Origin of the sequence: Flavobacterium sp., assembly GCF_031422135.1 — a bacterium.
Lineage (GTDB): Bacteria > Bacteroidota > Bacteroidia > Flavobacteriales > Flavobacteriaceae > Flavobacterium.
The window spans coordinates 69,775-84,639 of record NZ_JANOQD010000126.1; the positions used below are offsets into that span (position 1 = coordinate 69,775).

Sequence of the window (14,865 nt, forward strand, 5' to 3'; positions counted from 1 at the left end):
TCAACATTTTTAGTGGACGAAATTTTAAAAATAATAAGCGATATCAAAGCAGGTAATATAAAACCTATTTATTTTTTAATGGGAGAAGAACCTTATTACATAGATAAATTAGCAGAATATATCGAAAAAAATATACTTTCTGAAGACGAAAAAGGCTTCAATCAAACTGTTTTATATAGTCGTGACGTAACTATTGAAGATGTTATTGGAACCGCAAAGCGTTACCCAATGATGGCTGAGCGACAAGTTGTGATAGTTAAGGAAGCCCAAGATTTGATACGAACTATTGACAAACTAGAGAGTTATGCCGAAAACCCAATGCCATCTACAGTTTTAGTTTTTTGCTACAAATATAAAACACTAGATAAACGTAAAAAAATAACCAAATTATTAAATAAAAATGGAGTTGTTTTTGAAAGTAAAAAATTGTACGAAAATCAAGTCGGACAATGGATTTCGAGAGTTTTGCAAGGCAAAGGATATACAATTGAACCCAAAGCAAACGCTATGCTTGTAGAATTTTTGGGTGCAGATTTGAGTAAAATTGCCAATGAATTAGATAAACTTGCTATTGTTTTACCAAAAGGGAGTACTATTTCTGCCAAACATATTGAGGAAAATATAGGTTTCAGCAAAGATTTTAATGTATTTGAATTACAAAATGCATTAGGATCTAAAAATCAACTCAAAGCCTTCCAAATAGCACAGTATTTTGCAGATAATCCAAAAGATAATCCAATGGTAGTAACCACGAGTTTGGTTTTTAGTTTTTTTATTAAACTTCTAAAATACCATGGATTAAAAGACAGAAACCCAAATAATGTTGCCAAAGTTTTAGGTGTGAGTCCGTTTTTTCTGAAAGAATATGATTTGGCTTTACGTAATTATCCAATGAAAAAAGTTAGTCAAATTGTAACTACTTTGAGAGATATTGATGTAAAAAGCAAAGGAGTAGGAGCTAATGCCTTGCCGCAATCAGATTTATTAAAGGAAATGTTAATCAAAATCTTCAATTAAGTTTTTCCACTTTAAAATTAATCCCGATATTTGCTGTCCTCAAAATTTAATAAAAAATAAGACTATGGGAATGAATAAAAATACAATTTTAGGTTACGCCACCTTACTGATGATAATTATGGGACTCATTCTAATAGGGATGGGACTTTTTAAATATGATGATGTAGCTGGATGGGGCTTCGTTACAATAGGAATAGGTTTTTTTTCTATAGCTTGGGTTTTTAATGCTTTGAAAGGAAGGGTTTAACAAATTCAATATCAAAATTAATATATAACTAAAAATGTCAGACGATAAAAAAGTAATATTCTCAATGCAAAAATTGAGTAAAACGTATCAAGGTGCAGATAAACCCGTACTTAAAAATATCTATTTAAGTTTTTTCTATGGAGCAAAAATTGGTATTTTAGGACTTAATGGTTCTGGAAAATCTTCTCTTTTAAAAATTATTGCAGGTGTTGATAAAAATTACCAAGGCGATGTTGTTTTTCAACCTGGCTACACGGTTGGTTATTTAGAACAAGAACCACAACTAGACGATAGTAAAACGGTTATCGAAATTGTAAAAGAAGGAGTTGCCGAAACTATGGCAGTGCTTGATGAGTTTAACAAAATCAATGATATGTTTGGTTTGCCTGAGTATTATGAAGATGCTGAGAAGATGGAGAAGTTGATGGATCGTCAAGCTGCTTTACAAGATAAAATTGATGCGCTTGGTGCTTGGGAAATCGATACCAAACTAGAAATTGCAATGGATGCTTTACGTACTCCTGATGGAGATACACCTATCAAAAATCTTTCTGGTGGTGAGCGTCGTCGTGTGGCTTTGTGTCGTTTATTATTGCAACAACCTGATGTCTTATTACTGGATGAACCAACAAATCACTTGGATGCAGAATCGGTACTTTGGTTAGAACAACATTTGGCACAATATTCTGGAACTGTAATTGCAGTAACCCACGATAGGTATTTCTTAGATAATGTGGCTGGTTGGATTTTGGAGTTGGATAGAGGAGAAGGCATTCCGTGGAAAGGAAATTATTCCTCTTGGCTAGACCAAAAATCGACTAGAATGGCACAAGAAGAAAAAGTAGCTTCTAAACGTCGTAAAAACTTAGAGCGAGAGTTAGACTGGGTTCGTCAAGGAGCCAAAGGTCGTCAAACCAAGCAAAAAGCACGTTTACAGAATTATGATAAATTGCTAAACGAAGATCAAAAACAATTAGATGAAAATCTAGAAATTTATATCCCAAACGGGCCTCGTTTAGGAACAAATGTGATTGAAGCCAAAAATGTGGCAAAAGCTTTTGGAGATAAGTTGCTTTATGATAATTTGAATTTTACGCTACCACAGGCTGGAATTGTTGGAATTATTGGGCCAAACGGTGCTGGTAAATCGACAATTTTTAGAATGATTATGGGCGAACAAGAAACAGATTCTGGAGAATTTTTGGTGGGCGAAACCGTAAAAATTGCTTATGTAGATCAGGCGCATTCTAATATTAATCCAGATAAATCTATTTGGGAAAATTTTGCTGATGGTCAAGAACTCATTATGATGGGTGGTCGTCAAGTCAATTCTCGTGCTTACTTGTCTCGTTTTAATTTTGGTGGTGGAGAACAAAATAAGAAAGTATCGACCCTTTCGGGTGGTGAACGCAATCGTTTGCATTTGGCAATGACTTTGAAAGAAGAAGGAAATGTTCTTTTGCTAGATGAGCCGACCAATGATTTGGACGTAAACACGCTTCGTGCATTGGAGGAAGGTTTAGAGAATTTTGCAGGTTGTGCAGTGGTTATTTCTCACGACAGATGGTTTTTAGATAGAATTTGCACACATATTTTAGCTTTTGAAGGCGATTCTGAAGTCTATTATTTTGAAGGAGGATTCTCAGAATATGAGGAAAATAAAAAGAAACGTTTGGGTGGCGATTTGACTCCTAAACGCTTGAAATACAAAAAGTTAATTCGTTAGTTTTTGAATTAAATAGCTTTAATTTTTTTTATACACAAAGTTCACTAGATTTTTATTTCTAGTGAACTTTGCTCTTTTAATTAATGAACTTTGTGGTTAAATAAAAAATCATTAATTTTAGAAAAAGATTTAAAAATGAAATCACTAATTTTAATTCGTCACGCCAAATCCAGTTGGGATTTACCTGTTTCTGATAAAGATAGAGAATTGATTGATATAGGAATCGAAAGCATCAAAATAGTTGCTAAAAAAGCAGAGTCAATTTTGCCTTCACCCTATACAATTTGGAGTAGTTCGGCCAAAAGAGCATCTCAAACAGCTCATTTATTTTGCAAAACGCTGTCAATTGACGATAATGTCATTAATTTTAAAGACGAGTTATACACTTTTGATGAATATGATTTAGCTCAAATAATTAAGAAATGTCCTGATGAAATCGAAAATTTAATCGTTTTTGGCCATAATGGAGCCCTAACCGATTTTGTCAATAAATTTGGTGATAAGTTAATATACAATGTACCTACCGCTGGTTTAGTATTTGTTAAATTTGAAGAAAATACTTGGTCTAACATTCAAAAAGGAAAAACAATTCATACCATTTTTCCAAAAGAAATTACATAATGGCAGTTACAGAAAATAGATACGTAGATAGAGAAAAAAGTTGGTTAGCATTTAATTTTAGAGTTTTGCAAGAAGCTGCGGATGAACGAGTTCCATTATTGGATAGAATGCGATTTTTAGGTATTTTTTCCAATAATTTAGATGAGTTTTTTAGAGTTCGCTATGCTGCAATTCGTCGTTTAAGTATTTCTGGACAAGCCAGCGAAAAGTTATTAGGAGGTATTTCTGCTCAAAAACTACTTAAAGAAATTACAGAAATAGTGATAAGCCAACAATCAGAAAGCTTACGAATTTTAAATGTAATTGAAAAAGAGCTCGAAGATCAGCAAATTTATATGATTAACGAAAGTGAAATTCCTGCTTCTCAAGAACAGTTTGTTAAAGATTATTTTATTCAAAAAGTAAGTCCTGAATTGGTAACTATTATTTTGAATGATTTGGCTGAGTTTCCATTACTTAAAGATACTTCTGGGTATTTAGCCATAAAATTGGTCATAAAACCCAAAGAAAAATTATCAATTATAGACAAGTTAAAATCTAAAAAAGACATTCGATATGCTGTAATCGAAATTCCAAAAAACATCAATCGTTTTGTGGTTTTGCCATCTATAAATGACAAACAATATATTATACTTTTGGATGACTTAATCCGATACAATTTGCATAATATTTTCAATATTTTTGATTATGACAGTATTTCGGCACACATGATAAAAATTACACGTGATGCTCAGTTGGATTTAGATAGCGATTTGAATAAGAGTTTTTTAGAGAAAGTATCGTCAAGTGTAAAAGACCGACGAATAGGCGAGCCAGTACGTTTTATTTACGACCAAAATATAGAAAAAGACACACTTAAATTTTTCTTAGAAAATATGGGAATCGATGCTAAAGAAAGTATAATTCCTGGCGGAAGATACCACAATCGTAGAGATTATATGGATTTTCCTAATCTTGGTAGATATGATTTATTATACAAAACAAACATTCCTTTACCTTTAAAAGATTTAAGTTTAGAAGGAAGTATGCTCAAAAAAATTGACGAAAAAGATTATCTTGTCAACGCGCCATATCAATCTTATTCTTATATTATTAAATTTTTGCGAGAAGCAGCACTCGATCCTTATGTTTCTAGCATAAAAATAACATTGTATCGATTGGCGAAGAATTCTCAAATTATAAGTTCGCTTATAAGTGCAGCTAAAAATGGTAAAAAAGTTACCGTTCAAATAGAATTACAAGCACGTTTTGATGAAGCAAGTAATATTTTTTATGCAGAACAAATGCAAACCGAAGGTATTCATCTTATTTTTGGGGTTAAAGGACTAAAAGTACACAGTAAAATTTGTCTGGTAGAACGAATTGAAAATGGAAAATTAAAACGGTATGGAATTATTTCTACAGGAAATTTTAACGAATCGACTGCAAAAATTTACACCGATGTATCTTTATTTACAGCACACCAAGAAATTTTGAAAGACGTTTCTAAAGTTTTCGATTTTTTTATGGTTAATTATAGAATTCACAGATACAGACATTTAATCGTTTCTCCTCATTATACTCGAACTCGTTTCTATAAATTGATTGATAGAGAAATACTTAACGCTAATCTAGGAAAATCTGCCTATATTAAATTGAAAATGAATAGTTTGTCAGATGTTAAAATGATAGATAAGCTATATGATGCTAGTAGAGCTGGTGTAAAAATTCGATTAATTATAAGAGGAATTTGCTCTATTGTGCCAGGAATAAAGGGAATGAGCGAGAATATTGAAGCCATTTCAATTGTTGATAATTATTTAGAACATTCTAGAGTTTATATTTTTGGAAACAATAATAACCCTGAAGTTTATATTTCATCAGCTGATTTAATGACTCGAAATATAGATGCTCGAGTCGAAGTTACTTGTCCAATTTATGATGAAGATATAAAAACAGAATTAATAGATACTTTTGATTTGGGTTGGAAAGGAAACGTAAAGGCACGTTTTCATTCCGAAAAATTAGACAACAAGTACCGTTTGCGTGGGGATAATCCAGTTTTTAGAGCACAATTGGAAACCTATAAATATTATGAAGAAAGACTGAAATAGATATTTTTAAATCTAAATATCCAATTCTAATATCTAAAATCAAAGAATGATTTCAATAAAAAAATATGCCGCCATTGATATTGGTTCAAATGCTATGCGATTGTTGATAACCAACGTTGTTGAGCAAGAAGGCAAAGAAACACAGTTTAATAAAAGTGAATTAGTTCGTGTTCCAATACGCTTGGGACAAGATGCTTTTACAGTAGGAGAAATCACCGAAGAGAATATTGACAGGATGATTGATGCGATGAAAGCATTCAAACTATTAATGAAAGTATATAAAGTAGAAAAGTATATGGCGTGCGCTACTTCTGCTATGCGTGAGGCTTATAACGGAAAAGAAATTACTGAAATTATTAAGAAGAAAGCTGATATTAAAATTGAAATCATCGATGGAAAAAAAGAAGCTGCCATTATTGCTTCCTCCGATTTGCATCAGTTTATAAAAACCGAAGAAACCTATTTATATGTTGATGTTGGTGGCGGAAGCACCGAATTTTCTTTGTTTTCTGATGGAAAAATGATAGCTTCTAAATCATTTAAAAACGGAACGGTTCGTTTACTAAATAATATGGTAAACGAAATAGTCTGGGAAGAAATAGAAAAATGGATTAAAACCATCACCGAACCTTATGAAAATATCACATTAATAGGTTCTGGTGGAAATATCAATAAAATATTTAAATTGTCGGGTAAAGCGCAAGAAAAACCATTGTCATATATGTATTTAAACTCGCAATACCAATATTTAAGTTCACTTACCTACGAACAAAGAATTGCTGAATTAGCTTTAAATACAGATCGAGCCGATGTTATAATCCCAGCATTAAGCATTTATCTTAAAGCAATGAAATGGAGTGGTGCAACCAAAATTTATGTACCAAAAATTGGATTGTCTGATGGTATTGTGAAAGCTTTGTATTATGGGAAGATTTAATTTGGGATTTACGAATTATCAATTACTTTAAATAAATGAATTCAAGTAGAGAAATTTTATTCTTTTTTAGTTTACTAGGTGTATTTAATGGTTTAATATTAGGTAGTTATCTTATTTTTATTAACAAAGGAAAACATTTATCCAATTATTTCTTAGGTTTATTGCTATTTGCATTAAGTATTAGAATTGGAAAATCTGTTTTCTTTTATTTTAATCACGGGCTTTCTAAAATTTATTTGCAAATAGGACTTTCCGCTTGTTTTTTTATTGGGCCTTTACTTTTTTTCTTTACCAAATCTATAGTAGAAAAAAGAAAAACAACACCTAATAATTGGAAATTACACCTTACACTATTATTTATTGTGATTGCTATAATTGGAATAGTAGTTCCGTATATAACTTATCCTGAGCTATGGGGAAGTCACATCATACCATTTATTTACACTATTTGGTTTCTTTATATTCTTGCTTCTGGAATTATTATAAAAGATATTATTAAAAGAAAGCTCATAAAAACTTCTGATGGTATTCAACCAAATGAAAACTGGTTGTTGCTTGTTTATTTTAGTAATGTACTCATTTTTTTATTTTATGCAATGAGTATTTTAACCATTTATTTCATTTACATAAATGGGGCAATTCTATTTTCATTACTATTATACATTAGTATTCTCGCCTTCTTTTTTAGAAATAAAACTGACAGTTTGTTCTCATTAACCACAATTAAGTATGTCAATAAAAAAGTAAATGATGCCGATGCCAACTTTTTGATTGAAAAGATTAAAAAAATAATGAATGAAAAAAAGAGGTATCAAAACCCAAATTTAAGCTTGAACGAATTTGCAACCGAGGTAAATATATCTAGTCACCAATTATCACAACTTTTAAATGATAATTTAGGTAAAAACTTCACCACTTTTGTCAATGAATATCGTATTAATGAAGCTTGTAACCTAATACTAACCAACGATAAATTCACTTTGGAAGGCGTTGGCTATGAAGTAGGGTTTAGTTCAAAATCTACTTTCTTCTCTGCTTTTAAAAAAATCAAAGGCTCGACACCACTCAATTTTCAGCAAAATAACAAAGAGTAGTACAAATTTATAAATCCGTACTACCATTTTATAATTCTTGTACCTTCATTTAAGTTTGACTTAGCATCTTTGCAGAAACAATTTTAAAAATTAAAATTATGCAAAGAGTATCCTTATGCCTTATTCCTTTTTTATGTTTTGTATTTTCTACAAATGCACAAAATAAAACTGAAACTTCTGATAATTTGATCCAAGAAAAAAAGCTTATCGAAAAAACCATTGAAACCTATTTTGATGGATGGATGACTGGTGATTCATTAAAACTTGGAAAAACTATGCACGCAACTTGCAACTTAAAAAATATAAAAGACAATCAAGTAATAGTAATTGATAGAAAAAATTATTTGGGTAGATTCAAGCTTCGACCAAAAATAGAAAACACAAAAGGTAAAATTGTCACGATTGATGTTACAGCAAACATTGCTTCAGCAAAATGTGAAATAGAAACACCACAACGATTATTTACAGATTATTTTAATATGATGAAAATTAATAACGAGTGGTTTATTGTGGATAAAATTTCAACAAATATAGAAAAAGGTAAAAAACAAGAATAAATGAGACTGCCATTACTTTTAATAATAAGTCTATTTTCTATTTTGGAAATAAACGCACAAACTAATACTAAACTCAATAATGATATTGATAGTTATATTTCAAAAGTTCAAGAGCAATATAATTTGCCAGGTGTAGCATTAGCAGTTATCAAAAATGGCAAAATAATTCATAAAAGGTATTATGGAGTTGCTAATGTTGAATATTCAGTGCTTGTAAATGAAAACACCTTATTTCCTTTATTTTCTACAACAAAAGTTTTTTCTGTTATTACAATTCATCAATTAATTGAACAAAAAAAGATGTCTTTAGAAAATACAATTTCCGATTTTTTAGATGATTTGCCCGAAGATTGGAAAAATGTAAAAATTAAACATTTACTTACTCATTCGTCAGGATTACCAGATATAGTTGCCTATGAAACCGACAGAGATGAAGAAGTAGCAAAAAGTAAAGTTTATAAAGATTCTATAAAATTTAGCAGTGGCAATGAGTTCGATTACAATCAAACTAACTTTTGGGTTTTAAGCCGTATTCTAAAAAAGATAGTTGGAAAAACGTTAAGTGAATATATAATTGAAACCCAATTTCCTTCTTCTAAAAACTTGGTGGTATTTGAAGGAAATAATTTAAAAGTTATACAGAACTTGAGTTATGGTTATATGAAACGTGAAAATGATAATTATTTTTTGAAAAGAAATTGGAACTTTCCAGAGTATATGTACGGAACTGCTGGGCTTAACTTAACCTTGAACAGTTTTATTGATTGGAATAAAAAATTTGACGAAGGAATTTTTATTTCAGAAGTAACAAAGAAACAATTGCTAACACCATTTGATTATAAAAAGCAAAGATATTTTTGTTACGGATTGGATTTAATAAAAGTTAACGAACAAACATCTTATGGTTTTTCAGGAGGTGTTGCGACTGCTTTCAGAAAATTTCCAGATAAAAATTTAACTATCATATTACTAGCTAACGGAATGCTTATCCCAACTGAAAAACTAAACGGAATTAACGAAGTGGTTAATAACATTGCAATAATGGTTAATTAAAAAATAAAAAAATAAGTTTATGCAAAGAATGTTTATATACTTCCTTTTCTTTTTTTCAGTCCTTTCAAATTCACAAACCATAAATTCAATAACTGCAAAAGTTACGAATTCTAATAAAGAATTACTTTTTGGCAATGTACTAGTCTTGTCTTCCATAGATTCAACTTTCATTAAAGGAAATAGTTTTTTGGATGGAAAATTTCTAGTAGGTAACTTAAATAATGAAGAGATAATTTTAAAATTAACTTCATTGGAATTTGAAGATACTTTCCTAAAAGTAAAATATAAAGGAAAAGCAGTAATCGATTTAGGAGTTATTGAAGTAAAAATGCGCTCTTCTCTCCTAGATGAAGTCAAAATTGCAGTAAAAAATCCAACAATTATTCAAAAAGCCAATGGCACAGTTGAAGTCAAAGTTTCAAATACGTTGCTTTCAGAAAGTAATTCACTAAATGAGATATTAAGTAAAACGCCAGGTATTATTTTAGATGGAAATAGCGTTTCGATTTTTGGCAAAGGACAGGCAATTATCTATTTGAATGGAAGACGAATTACCGACGAGCAATTTGCTTCAATTCCAGTTTCCCAAATAGATAAAATCGAAGTTATATCTAATCCTTCAGCCAAATATGAAGCAGAAGGCAGAGCTGTTTTGAATATTAAAACTAAAAAAAATAGTGATGATGGATACAATGGTTCTATAAAACAGAATACTAGTTATTCAAATTATGCAGGATTTAACACTTTTACAAGTAGTGATTTAAACTATAAATATGGCAAATTTTCTTTATTGGGAAATTATTCAATTCAATCGGGTAAAGATAGAGAAGTACTAAAAACAACTAGAAAAAGAGAAGCGCAAAATGAATTTTTTAACTCCAATTTAAAAACAGAATGGAATAGAGATTTAAACAATTATTCTAATTATGGAGTAGGTTTACAATATGAAATAAATGATAAAAGCTATATTTCGGCAGAATACAATGGTTTTCTTGAAAAATTGGGAGGAAATCAAATTAGTTTTAATCAAATTACCACTAATTCTGGATTAGGTTTATATACTAGCGATATAAAAAAAGACAATACAACTTATAATAATTCTATATCAGTAAACTACAATTCGGTGCTTGATACATTGGGATCTTCTTTGTTTATAGGTACACAATATGTTATTTATAGCTACAACATTAATGATCTTATTGATGAAAAACGGGAGGAAAGTTTAACTTCATTTAATGTCTTAAAAAACTTAACTAATTTTAAAATAGCTTTTTCAAATGCTCAATTAGATTTTACAAAAGCATTTAAAAATGATGATATGATAGAAATTGGAGCTAGAATTAGTAACGCCAGTAACAATTCTGTTTTAGATTTTTTTACTTCAACCAATGGACAAAACTTTACGCAAGTTGATTTACTTTCCAATAGCTTTAGGTATGAAGAAACTATTGCAGCAACGTATATAAATTATAAAGGCAAATGGAATAGTAAAATAAATTATTCCGTAGGCTTAAGAACAGAAACAACCGATTATTTACTGATTGTTGAATCTGAAAAAAAGTTACAATCAATAGCAAAAAATTATTGGAATGCATTCCCTAGTGCGTCATTAAACATAAAACTGTCTGATGAACTGAGTTTAAATACTTCTTATTCTTCCAGAATAAACAGGGTACAATATAGAGCACTTAATCCTAATCTTATATATCAAGATCCATTTACTTCTATTCAAGGTAATCCAGATTTGGTTCCAGAAAAAGCTCATTCTATAGAAATGAATACTAAATATAAAAGTTATAGCTTAAAAATAGGCTATGATTATAGTACAGATCCAATTAACGGAGCAGCTTTAAGAGGTAGTGAGCCAAATAGTTATGTTTTAAAAGGGATTAATTTAAAAAACCGCAACAATTATTTTTTGACAATTTCTAAAAGTTTTAGTACTGATTGGTTGACTTCAACAAACAATTTAAGTTTTAATTATACTGATTTAAAAGACGATCAATTCAACTTTCAAATTTTAACGCCACAGCCTCAACTTTATTTATATACCAATACTACTTTTAAAATCCCAAATTTATTTAATATTGAATTATTAGCTTGGTATCTTGGCGAAAAATATTCTGGCTTATATTATGATAGAAGCAGATGGAATATAACTATTGGTTTAGAAAAAAGTTTTCTTAATAAATCATTAAAATGCAGATTAATCGCCAATGATATATTTCACACAGCTTTTCCTTCTGGCGATTATAATGTGGGTGAAACTCAAATATATTACAATCGAAAATTCAATACCAATTATTTACGGCTTGCATTGTCATACAATTTTGGAAAACTTACAAAAACTACTTATAAAAAGAAGGCTACAGGAGAATCAGAGAATAGTCGAGCAAAATAAAAGAGTACTGATGTTTTAAAGATCTAGTTCCATAATCGGCATAAATCTATTTTTTATGGAAGTTTCTAACTCTCCAATTTTTGTGAATCCAATTTTTTGATAAAATTTTTCAGCGTTTGGTTCTGAATTAAGCGTTATTTTTTCAAATTTGCCTTTCTTAATTCGGTTAAAAAAATCATTAATTAAATATTTTCCAAATCCTTTTCCAATATATTCAGGCAATACAAATAAGTTATCCAATTTTACAACAACATTTTCTTTGATTAGGTACGAATAATAGCCAATAATTTTTTTATCATTTAATAACTTAAAAGTAAAATTATTTTTAATATAATCTTCTGAAATTGTCAGATTATCATTCCATTTCAAAATTTGTTGTTCGGAATATCCCCAATATGCTTTTGATTTTTTTGTTATTTCAGTTAAAATCAAATGGTCTTTTGGATTTGCTTTTTTGATTTTCATTTAATTAATATAAGTTGCTAATTAATTAAGCTATAAATAAATTTAAATCAACAATAGAAATAGAATCGTTTTTTTGACACAGATTTTAGAAATTTTAGAAATTTCTAAAATCTGTGTTTCATAAAATGGATATTATCAATCTAACTTGCACTAATTTTCACTACTATTATCAAGTCATTGATTATGATTTCTATAAAAAAATTAACTAGCAACTTGAATTAATTAACTAATTTGATACTTTTTTACAAATCCAAATCAAAAGTTTTTTTCAATAATTCTAAAGCTGGATTCAACCCTTTCAAGCGTTCGTATTTTTCTTGAACCGTAAAAGCTTTTTTGACTTCAATAGTTTCGTTTATCCTAATTTCGATGGTAATGTTGTGGTTGTGCAATTTCCCTCGAATATAACCTAATAAATCGTGTTTCTCTCCTTCAAAATCTATTTTTGAACTCTCGTTTGGCAATTCGTGAATAATCGTTGTACCTTCCAGTTTTGGATCATTAAGCAATAATAAAGATTCTAATATCTTATAACCTTTGTCACCCAATCTATTAGCATATTTTATCCATTGTTCTAGCATTTGGGTTTCAGTAAATGGCTCTGTAGGTAATTCGTCGTGGTGCTTTTCCTGTGGTTTGAGTTGTGCTTCTAGTTGTTTTTTGGTACGAATACTCGACATTGATAAAGCAGAAACTTTGTTTTGATTTAGGAATTGAGAATTAGGATTTTGGATTTTTTGAGTAACTTTTTCAACTTCCTCTATTTCTAAATTTGTAATTTCGATATTATTTATATCCTCTGGAGACTTTTCATCATCTTCGATTTGATTTTTCTCTTTTTGAATTTCAATTTCAGCAATTAAATTTTGATTTTTGACATTGCTATTGACATTGACATTTATTTTTTCTGAAATAGAATATCCATTATTCCTAAAATATGTAGGTGGAATTATAAATTTGTCAACTTTTTTTTTTCTCCATCAAAAGTGATAGAGGCAAGCTGCATAAGGCAAAGTTCAACTAGTAATCGCTGATTTTGGGACACTTTATATTTTAAATCACAATCATTGGCAATTTCAATTCCTTGCAAAAGAAATTCTTGTGAGGCTTTTTGCGATTGTGCATAATACATTTTTTGTGCTTGCTCGCCAACTTCAAGTAAGGAAATGGTTGATGGCGTTTTAGAAACTAATAAATCTCTGAAATGTGATGCCAATCCTGCCACAAAATGATGTCCATCGAAACCTTTGGATAAAATATCATTGTAAGCTAATAATAATTCTGGAATTTTATTTTCCAAAATTAAATCAGTTATACCAATATAAGTTTCATAATCAAGCACATTTAGATTTTCAGTTACAGCCAGACGAGTTAGGTTGTTTCCACAGTAAGAAACCACTCTATCAAAAATAGACAAAGCGTCTCGCATAGCTCCATCAGCTTTTTGTGCAATAATGTGCAAAGCATCGTCTTCAAAGGCTACTCCTTGTTCTTTAGCAATTTCTGCTAGATGTTCTTTAGCATCTTTTACCGTAATTCGTTTAAAATCAAATATTTGACAACGAGATAAAATCGTCGGAATAATTTTATGTTTTTCGGTCGTAGCCAAAATAAATATGGCGTGTTTAGGCGGTTCTTCCAGCGTTTTCAAAAAAGCGTTGAATGCCGCAGAAGACAACATATGCACCTCGTCGATGATATAAACCTTGTATTTTCCTGTTTGTGGCGGAATGCGAACTTGGTCTATCAAATTACGAATATCATCTACCGAGTTGTTAGATGCCGCATCAAGTTCAAAAACATTAAAGGCAAAATCTTCATACGGATCGTCGTAACCTTCTTGATTTATTTTTCGGGCAAGAATCCTCGCACAAGTTGTTTTTCCTACACCACGAGGGCCAGTAAACAATAGGGCAGAGGCAAGGTGATTGGTTTCTATGGCATTGAGTAAAGTATTGGTAATGGCTTGTTGTCCCACAACGTCTTTAAACGTTTGCGGACGATATTTGCGGGCCGATACTACAAATTGTTCCATAGAATTTTTATTCGAAAGCAAATATAGAAGTTAAAATTCCAAAAAGCAATTTCAATTTCAAAAAACAATTTCAAAAGTCAAATTTTTATAGATGTCAGACTGAGCTTGTCTAAGTCGATGTAAATTTTAGAAAATAAATCCCAAAATTTAAAAATAGGAATTAATTTGGCAGGTTTCTCCCATAGCCCTGATAGAAGTGGAAATCCTTTTTTTTAAATGTCACACTGAGCTTGTCGAAGTGTGACATTTAAAAAAAAGATTGCAACGGATAGCGGGATTAGCTCCTAAAAAAACTACTTTTGCACCAGCAGACCGCCTTATCGTCGTCAATTTATTGAGGGAGGAAAGTCCGGACACCAAAGAGAAGCATAGCGGGTAACGCCCGTCGGTCGTAAGATTAGGACAAGTGCAACAGAAAGTATGTACAGATAATGCTGTAGTGAAACCAGGTAAACTCTATGCGGTGAAATGTCAAGTATATCAGCATTTAAGGGCTTCTCGTTCGTTGTTGAAGGGTAGACAGCTTGAACTTGTGAGTAATTGCAAGTCTAGATAAATGATAAGGGTTTCGAGCAATCGAGATACAGAATCCGGCTTATAGGTCTGCTTTTTTTATTTT

General features: G+C 30.5%; 13 protein-coding genes and 1 other RNA gene. 11 read left to right on the plus strand and 3 right to left on the minus strand.

What is annotated here, in order from left to right; translation table 11 throughout:
* Positions 1–12: 12 nt before the first annotated feature.
* The 10 genes from holA (at position 13) to RMO70_RS16850 (ending at position 11,746) form a co-directional block, all read left to right on the plus strand.
* On the plus strand, positions 13–1,017 hold the full coding sequence (gene holA, locus RMO70_RS16805; RefSeq protein ID WP_310557599.1) for a DNA polymerase III subunit delta: 1,005 nt from the start codon (positions 13–15) through the stop codon (positions 1,015–1,017).
* 64 nt (positions 1,018–1,081) lie between these two features.
* Entirely contained in the window at positions 1,082–1,264 is a 183-nt protein-coding gene (locus RMO70_RS16810; protein ID WP_310557600.1) for a CAL67264 family membrane protein, read from the plus strand.
* A gap of 34 nt (positions 1,265–1,298) precedes the next feature.
* Entirely contained in the window at positions 1,299–2,990 is a 1,692-nt protein-coding gene (gene ettA / locus RMO70_RS16815) for an energy-dependent translational throttle protein EttA (protein ID WP_310557601.1), read from the plus strand.
* 135 nt (positions 2,991–3,125) lie between these two features.
* Positions 3,126–3,611 (plus strand): histidine phosphatase family protein, encoded by a 486-nt coding sequence (locus tag RMO70_RS16820; RefSeq protein ID WP_310557602.1) that lies wholly within the window; start codon positions 3,126–3,128, stop codon positions 3,609–3,611.
* Entirely contained in the window at positions 3,611–5,704 is a 2,094-nt protein-coding gene (gene ppk1, locus RMO70_RS16825; protein ID WP_310557603.1) for a polyphosphate kinase 1, read from the plus strand. The genes RMO70_RS16820 and ppk1 overlap by 1 nt, the downstream gene beginning before the upstream one ends.
* 46 nt (positions 5,705–5,750) lie before the next feature.
* Positions 5,751–6,641 (plus strand): exopolyphosphatase, encoded by an 891-nt coding sequence (locus tag RMO70_RS16830; RefSeq protein ID WP_310557604.1) that lies wholly within the window; start codon positions 5,751–5,753, stop codon positions 6,639–6,641.
* Between the two features lie 35 nt (positions 6,642–6,676).
* Positions 6,677–7,735, plus strand: a complete 1,059-nt coding sequence (locus RMO70_RS16835) for a helix-turn-helix domain-containing protein (protein ID WP_310557605.1) — start codon at positions 6,677–6,679, stop codon at positions 7,733–7,735.
* Positions 7,736–7,833: 98 nt separating this feature from the next.
* Positions 7,834–8,292: a nuclear transport factor 2 family protein gene (locus RMO70_RS16840; protein WP_310557606.1), complete on the plus strand. Its 459-nt coding sequence runs from the start codon at positions 7,834–7,836 to the stop codon at positions 8,290–8,292.
* Positions 8,293–9,345, plus strand: a complete 1,053-nt coding sequence (locus RMO70_RS16845) for a serine hydrolase domain-containing protein (RefSeq protein ID WP_310557607.1) — start codon at positions 8,293–8,295, stop codon at positions 9,343–9,345.
* A 19-nt stretch (positions 9,346–9,364) separates the two neighbouring features.
* Positions 9,365–11,746: a TonB-dependent receptor domain-containing protein gene (locus RMO70_RS16850; protein WP_310557608.1), complete on the plus strand. Its 2,382-nt coding sequence runs from the start codon at positions 9,365–9,367 to the stop codon at positions 11,744–11,746.
* A gap of 15 nt (positions 11,747–11,761) precedes the next feature.
* Here the strand turns inward: RMO70_RS16850 and RMO70_RS16855 are convergent, their stop codons facing one another.
* From RMO70_RS16855 to dnaX, 3 genes are all read right to left on the minus strand, one after another.
* Entirely contained in the window at positions 11,762–12,211 is a 450-nt protein-coding gene (locus tag RMO70_RS16855; protein WP_310557609.1) for a GNAT family N-acetyltransferase, read from the minus strand.
* Between the two features lie 242 nt (positions 12,212–12,453).
* The gene (locus RMO70_RS16860; protein WP_310557610.1) at positions 12,454–12,891 is read right to left on the minus strand and encodes a DNA polymerase III subunit gamma/tau; all 438 of its coding nucleotides are present in this window, start codon (positions 12,889–12,891) and stop codon (positions 12,454–12,456) included.
* A gap of 269 nt (positions 12,892–13,160) precedes the next feature.
* On the minus strand, positions 13,161–14,246 hold the full coding sequence (gene dnaX, locus RMO70_RS16865; RefSeq protein ID WP_310557611.1) for a DNA polymerase III subunit gamma/tau: 1,086 nt from the start codon (positions 14,244–14,246) through the stop codon (positions 13,161–13,163).
* Positions 14,247–14,550: 304 nt separating this feature from the next.
* Between dnaX and rnpB the strand changes: the two genes are divergently transcribed.
* Positions 14,551–14,860: RNase P RNA component class A (gene rnpB, locus RMO70_RS16870), an RNA gene on the plus strand.
* Positions 14,861–14,865: the final 5 nt, after the last annotated feature.

What these genes read in the sequence shown, in the direction of transcription:
- RMO70_RS16840 (WP_310557606.1), top strand. Translation starts at nt 7,834, where the DNA reads ATGCAAAGAGTATCCTTATGCCTTATTCCTTTTTTATGTTTTGTATTT.
- RMO70_RS16850 (WP_310557608.1), top strand. Translation starts at nt 9,365, where the DNA reads ATGCAAAGAATGTTTATATACTTCCTTTTCTTTTTTTCAGTCCTTTCA.
- ettA (WP_310557601.1), top strand. Translation starts at nt 1,299, where the DNA reads ATGTCAGACGATAAAAAAGTAATATTCTCAATGCAAAAATTGAGTAAA.
- RMO70_RS16835 (WP_310557605.1), top strand. Translation starts at nt 6,677, where the DNA reads ATGAATTCAAGTAGAGAAATTTTATTCTTTTTTAGTTTACTAGGTGTA.
- dnaX (WP_310557611.1), bottom strand. Translation starts at nt 14,246, where the DNA reads ATGGAACAATTTGTAGTATCGGCCCGCAAATATCGTCCGCAAACGTTT.
- RMO70_RS16845 (WP_310557607.1), top strand. Translation starts at nt 8,293, where the DNA reads ATGAGACTGCCATTACTTTTAATAATAAGTCTATTTTCTATTTTGGAA.
- RMO70_RS16855 (WP_310557609.1), bottom strand. Translation starts at nt 12,211, where the DNA reads ATGAAAATCAAAAAAGCAAATCCAAAAGACCATTTGATTTTAACTGAA.
- RMO70_RS16810 (WP_310557600.1), top strand. Translation starts at nt 1,082, where the DNA reads ATGGGAATGAATAAAAATACAATTTTAGGTTACGCCACCTTACTGATG.
- RMO70_RS16820 (WP_310557602.1), top strand. Translation starts at nt 3,126, where the DNA reads ATGAAATCACTAATTTTAATTCGTCACGCCAAATCCAGTTGGGATTTA.
- RMO70_RS16830 (WP_310557604.1), top strand. Translation starts at nt 5,751, where the DNA reads ATGATTTCAATAAAAAAATATGCCGCCATTGATATTGGTTCAAATGCT.
- RMO70_RS16860 (WP_310557610.1), bottom strand. Translation starts at nt 12,891, where the DNA reads ATGTCGAGTATTCGTACCAAAAAACAACTAGAAGCACAACTCAAACCA.
- ppk1 (WP_310557603.1), top strand. Translation starts at nt 3,611, where the DNA reads ATGGCAGTTACAGAAAATAGATACGTAGATAGAGAAAAAAGTTGGTTA.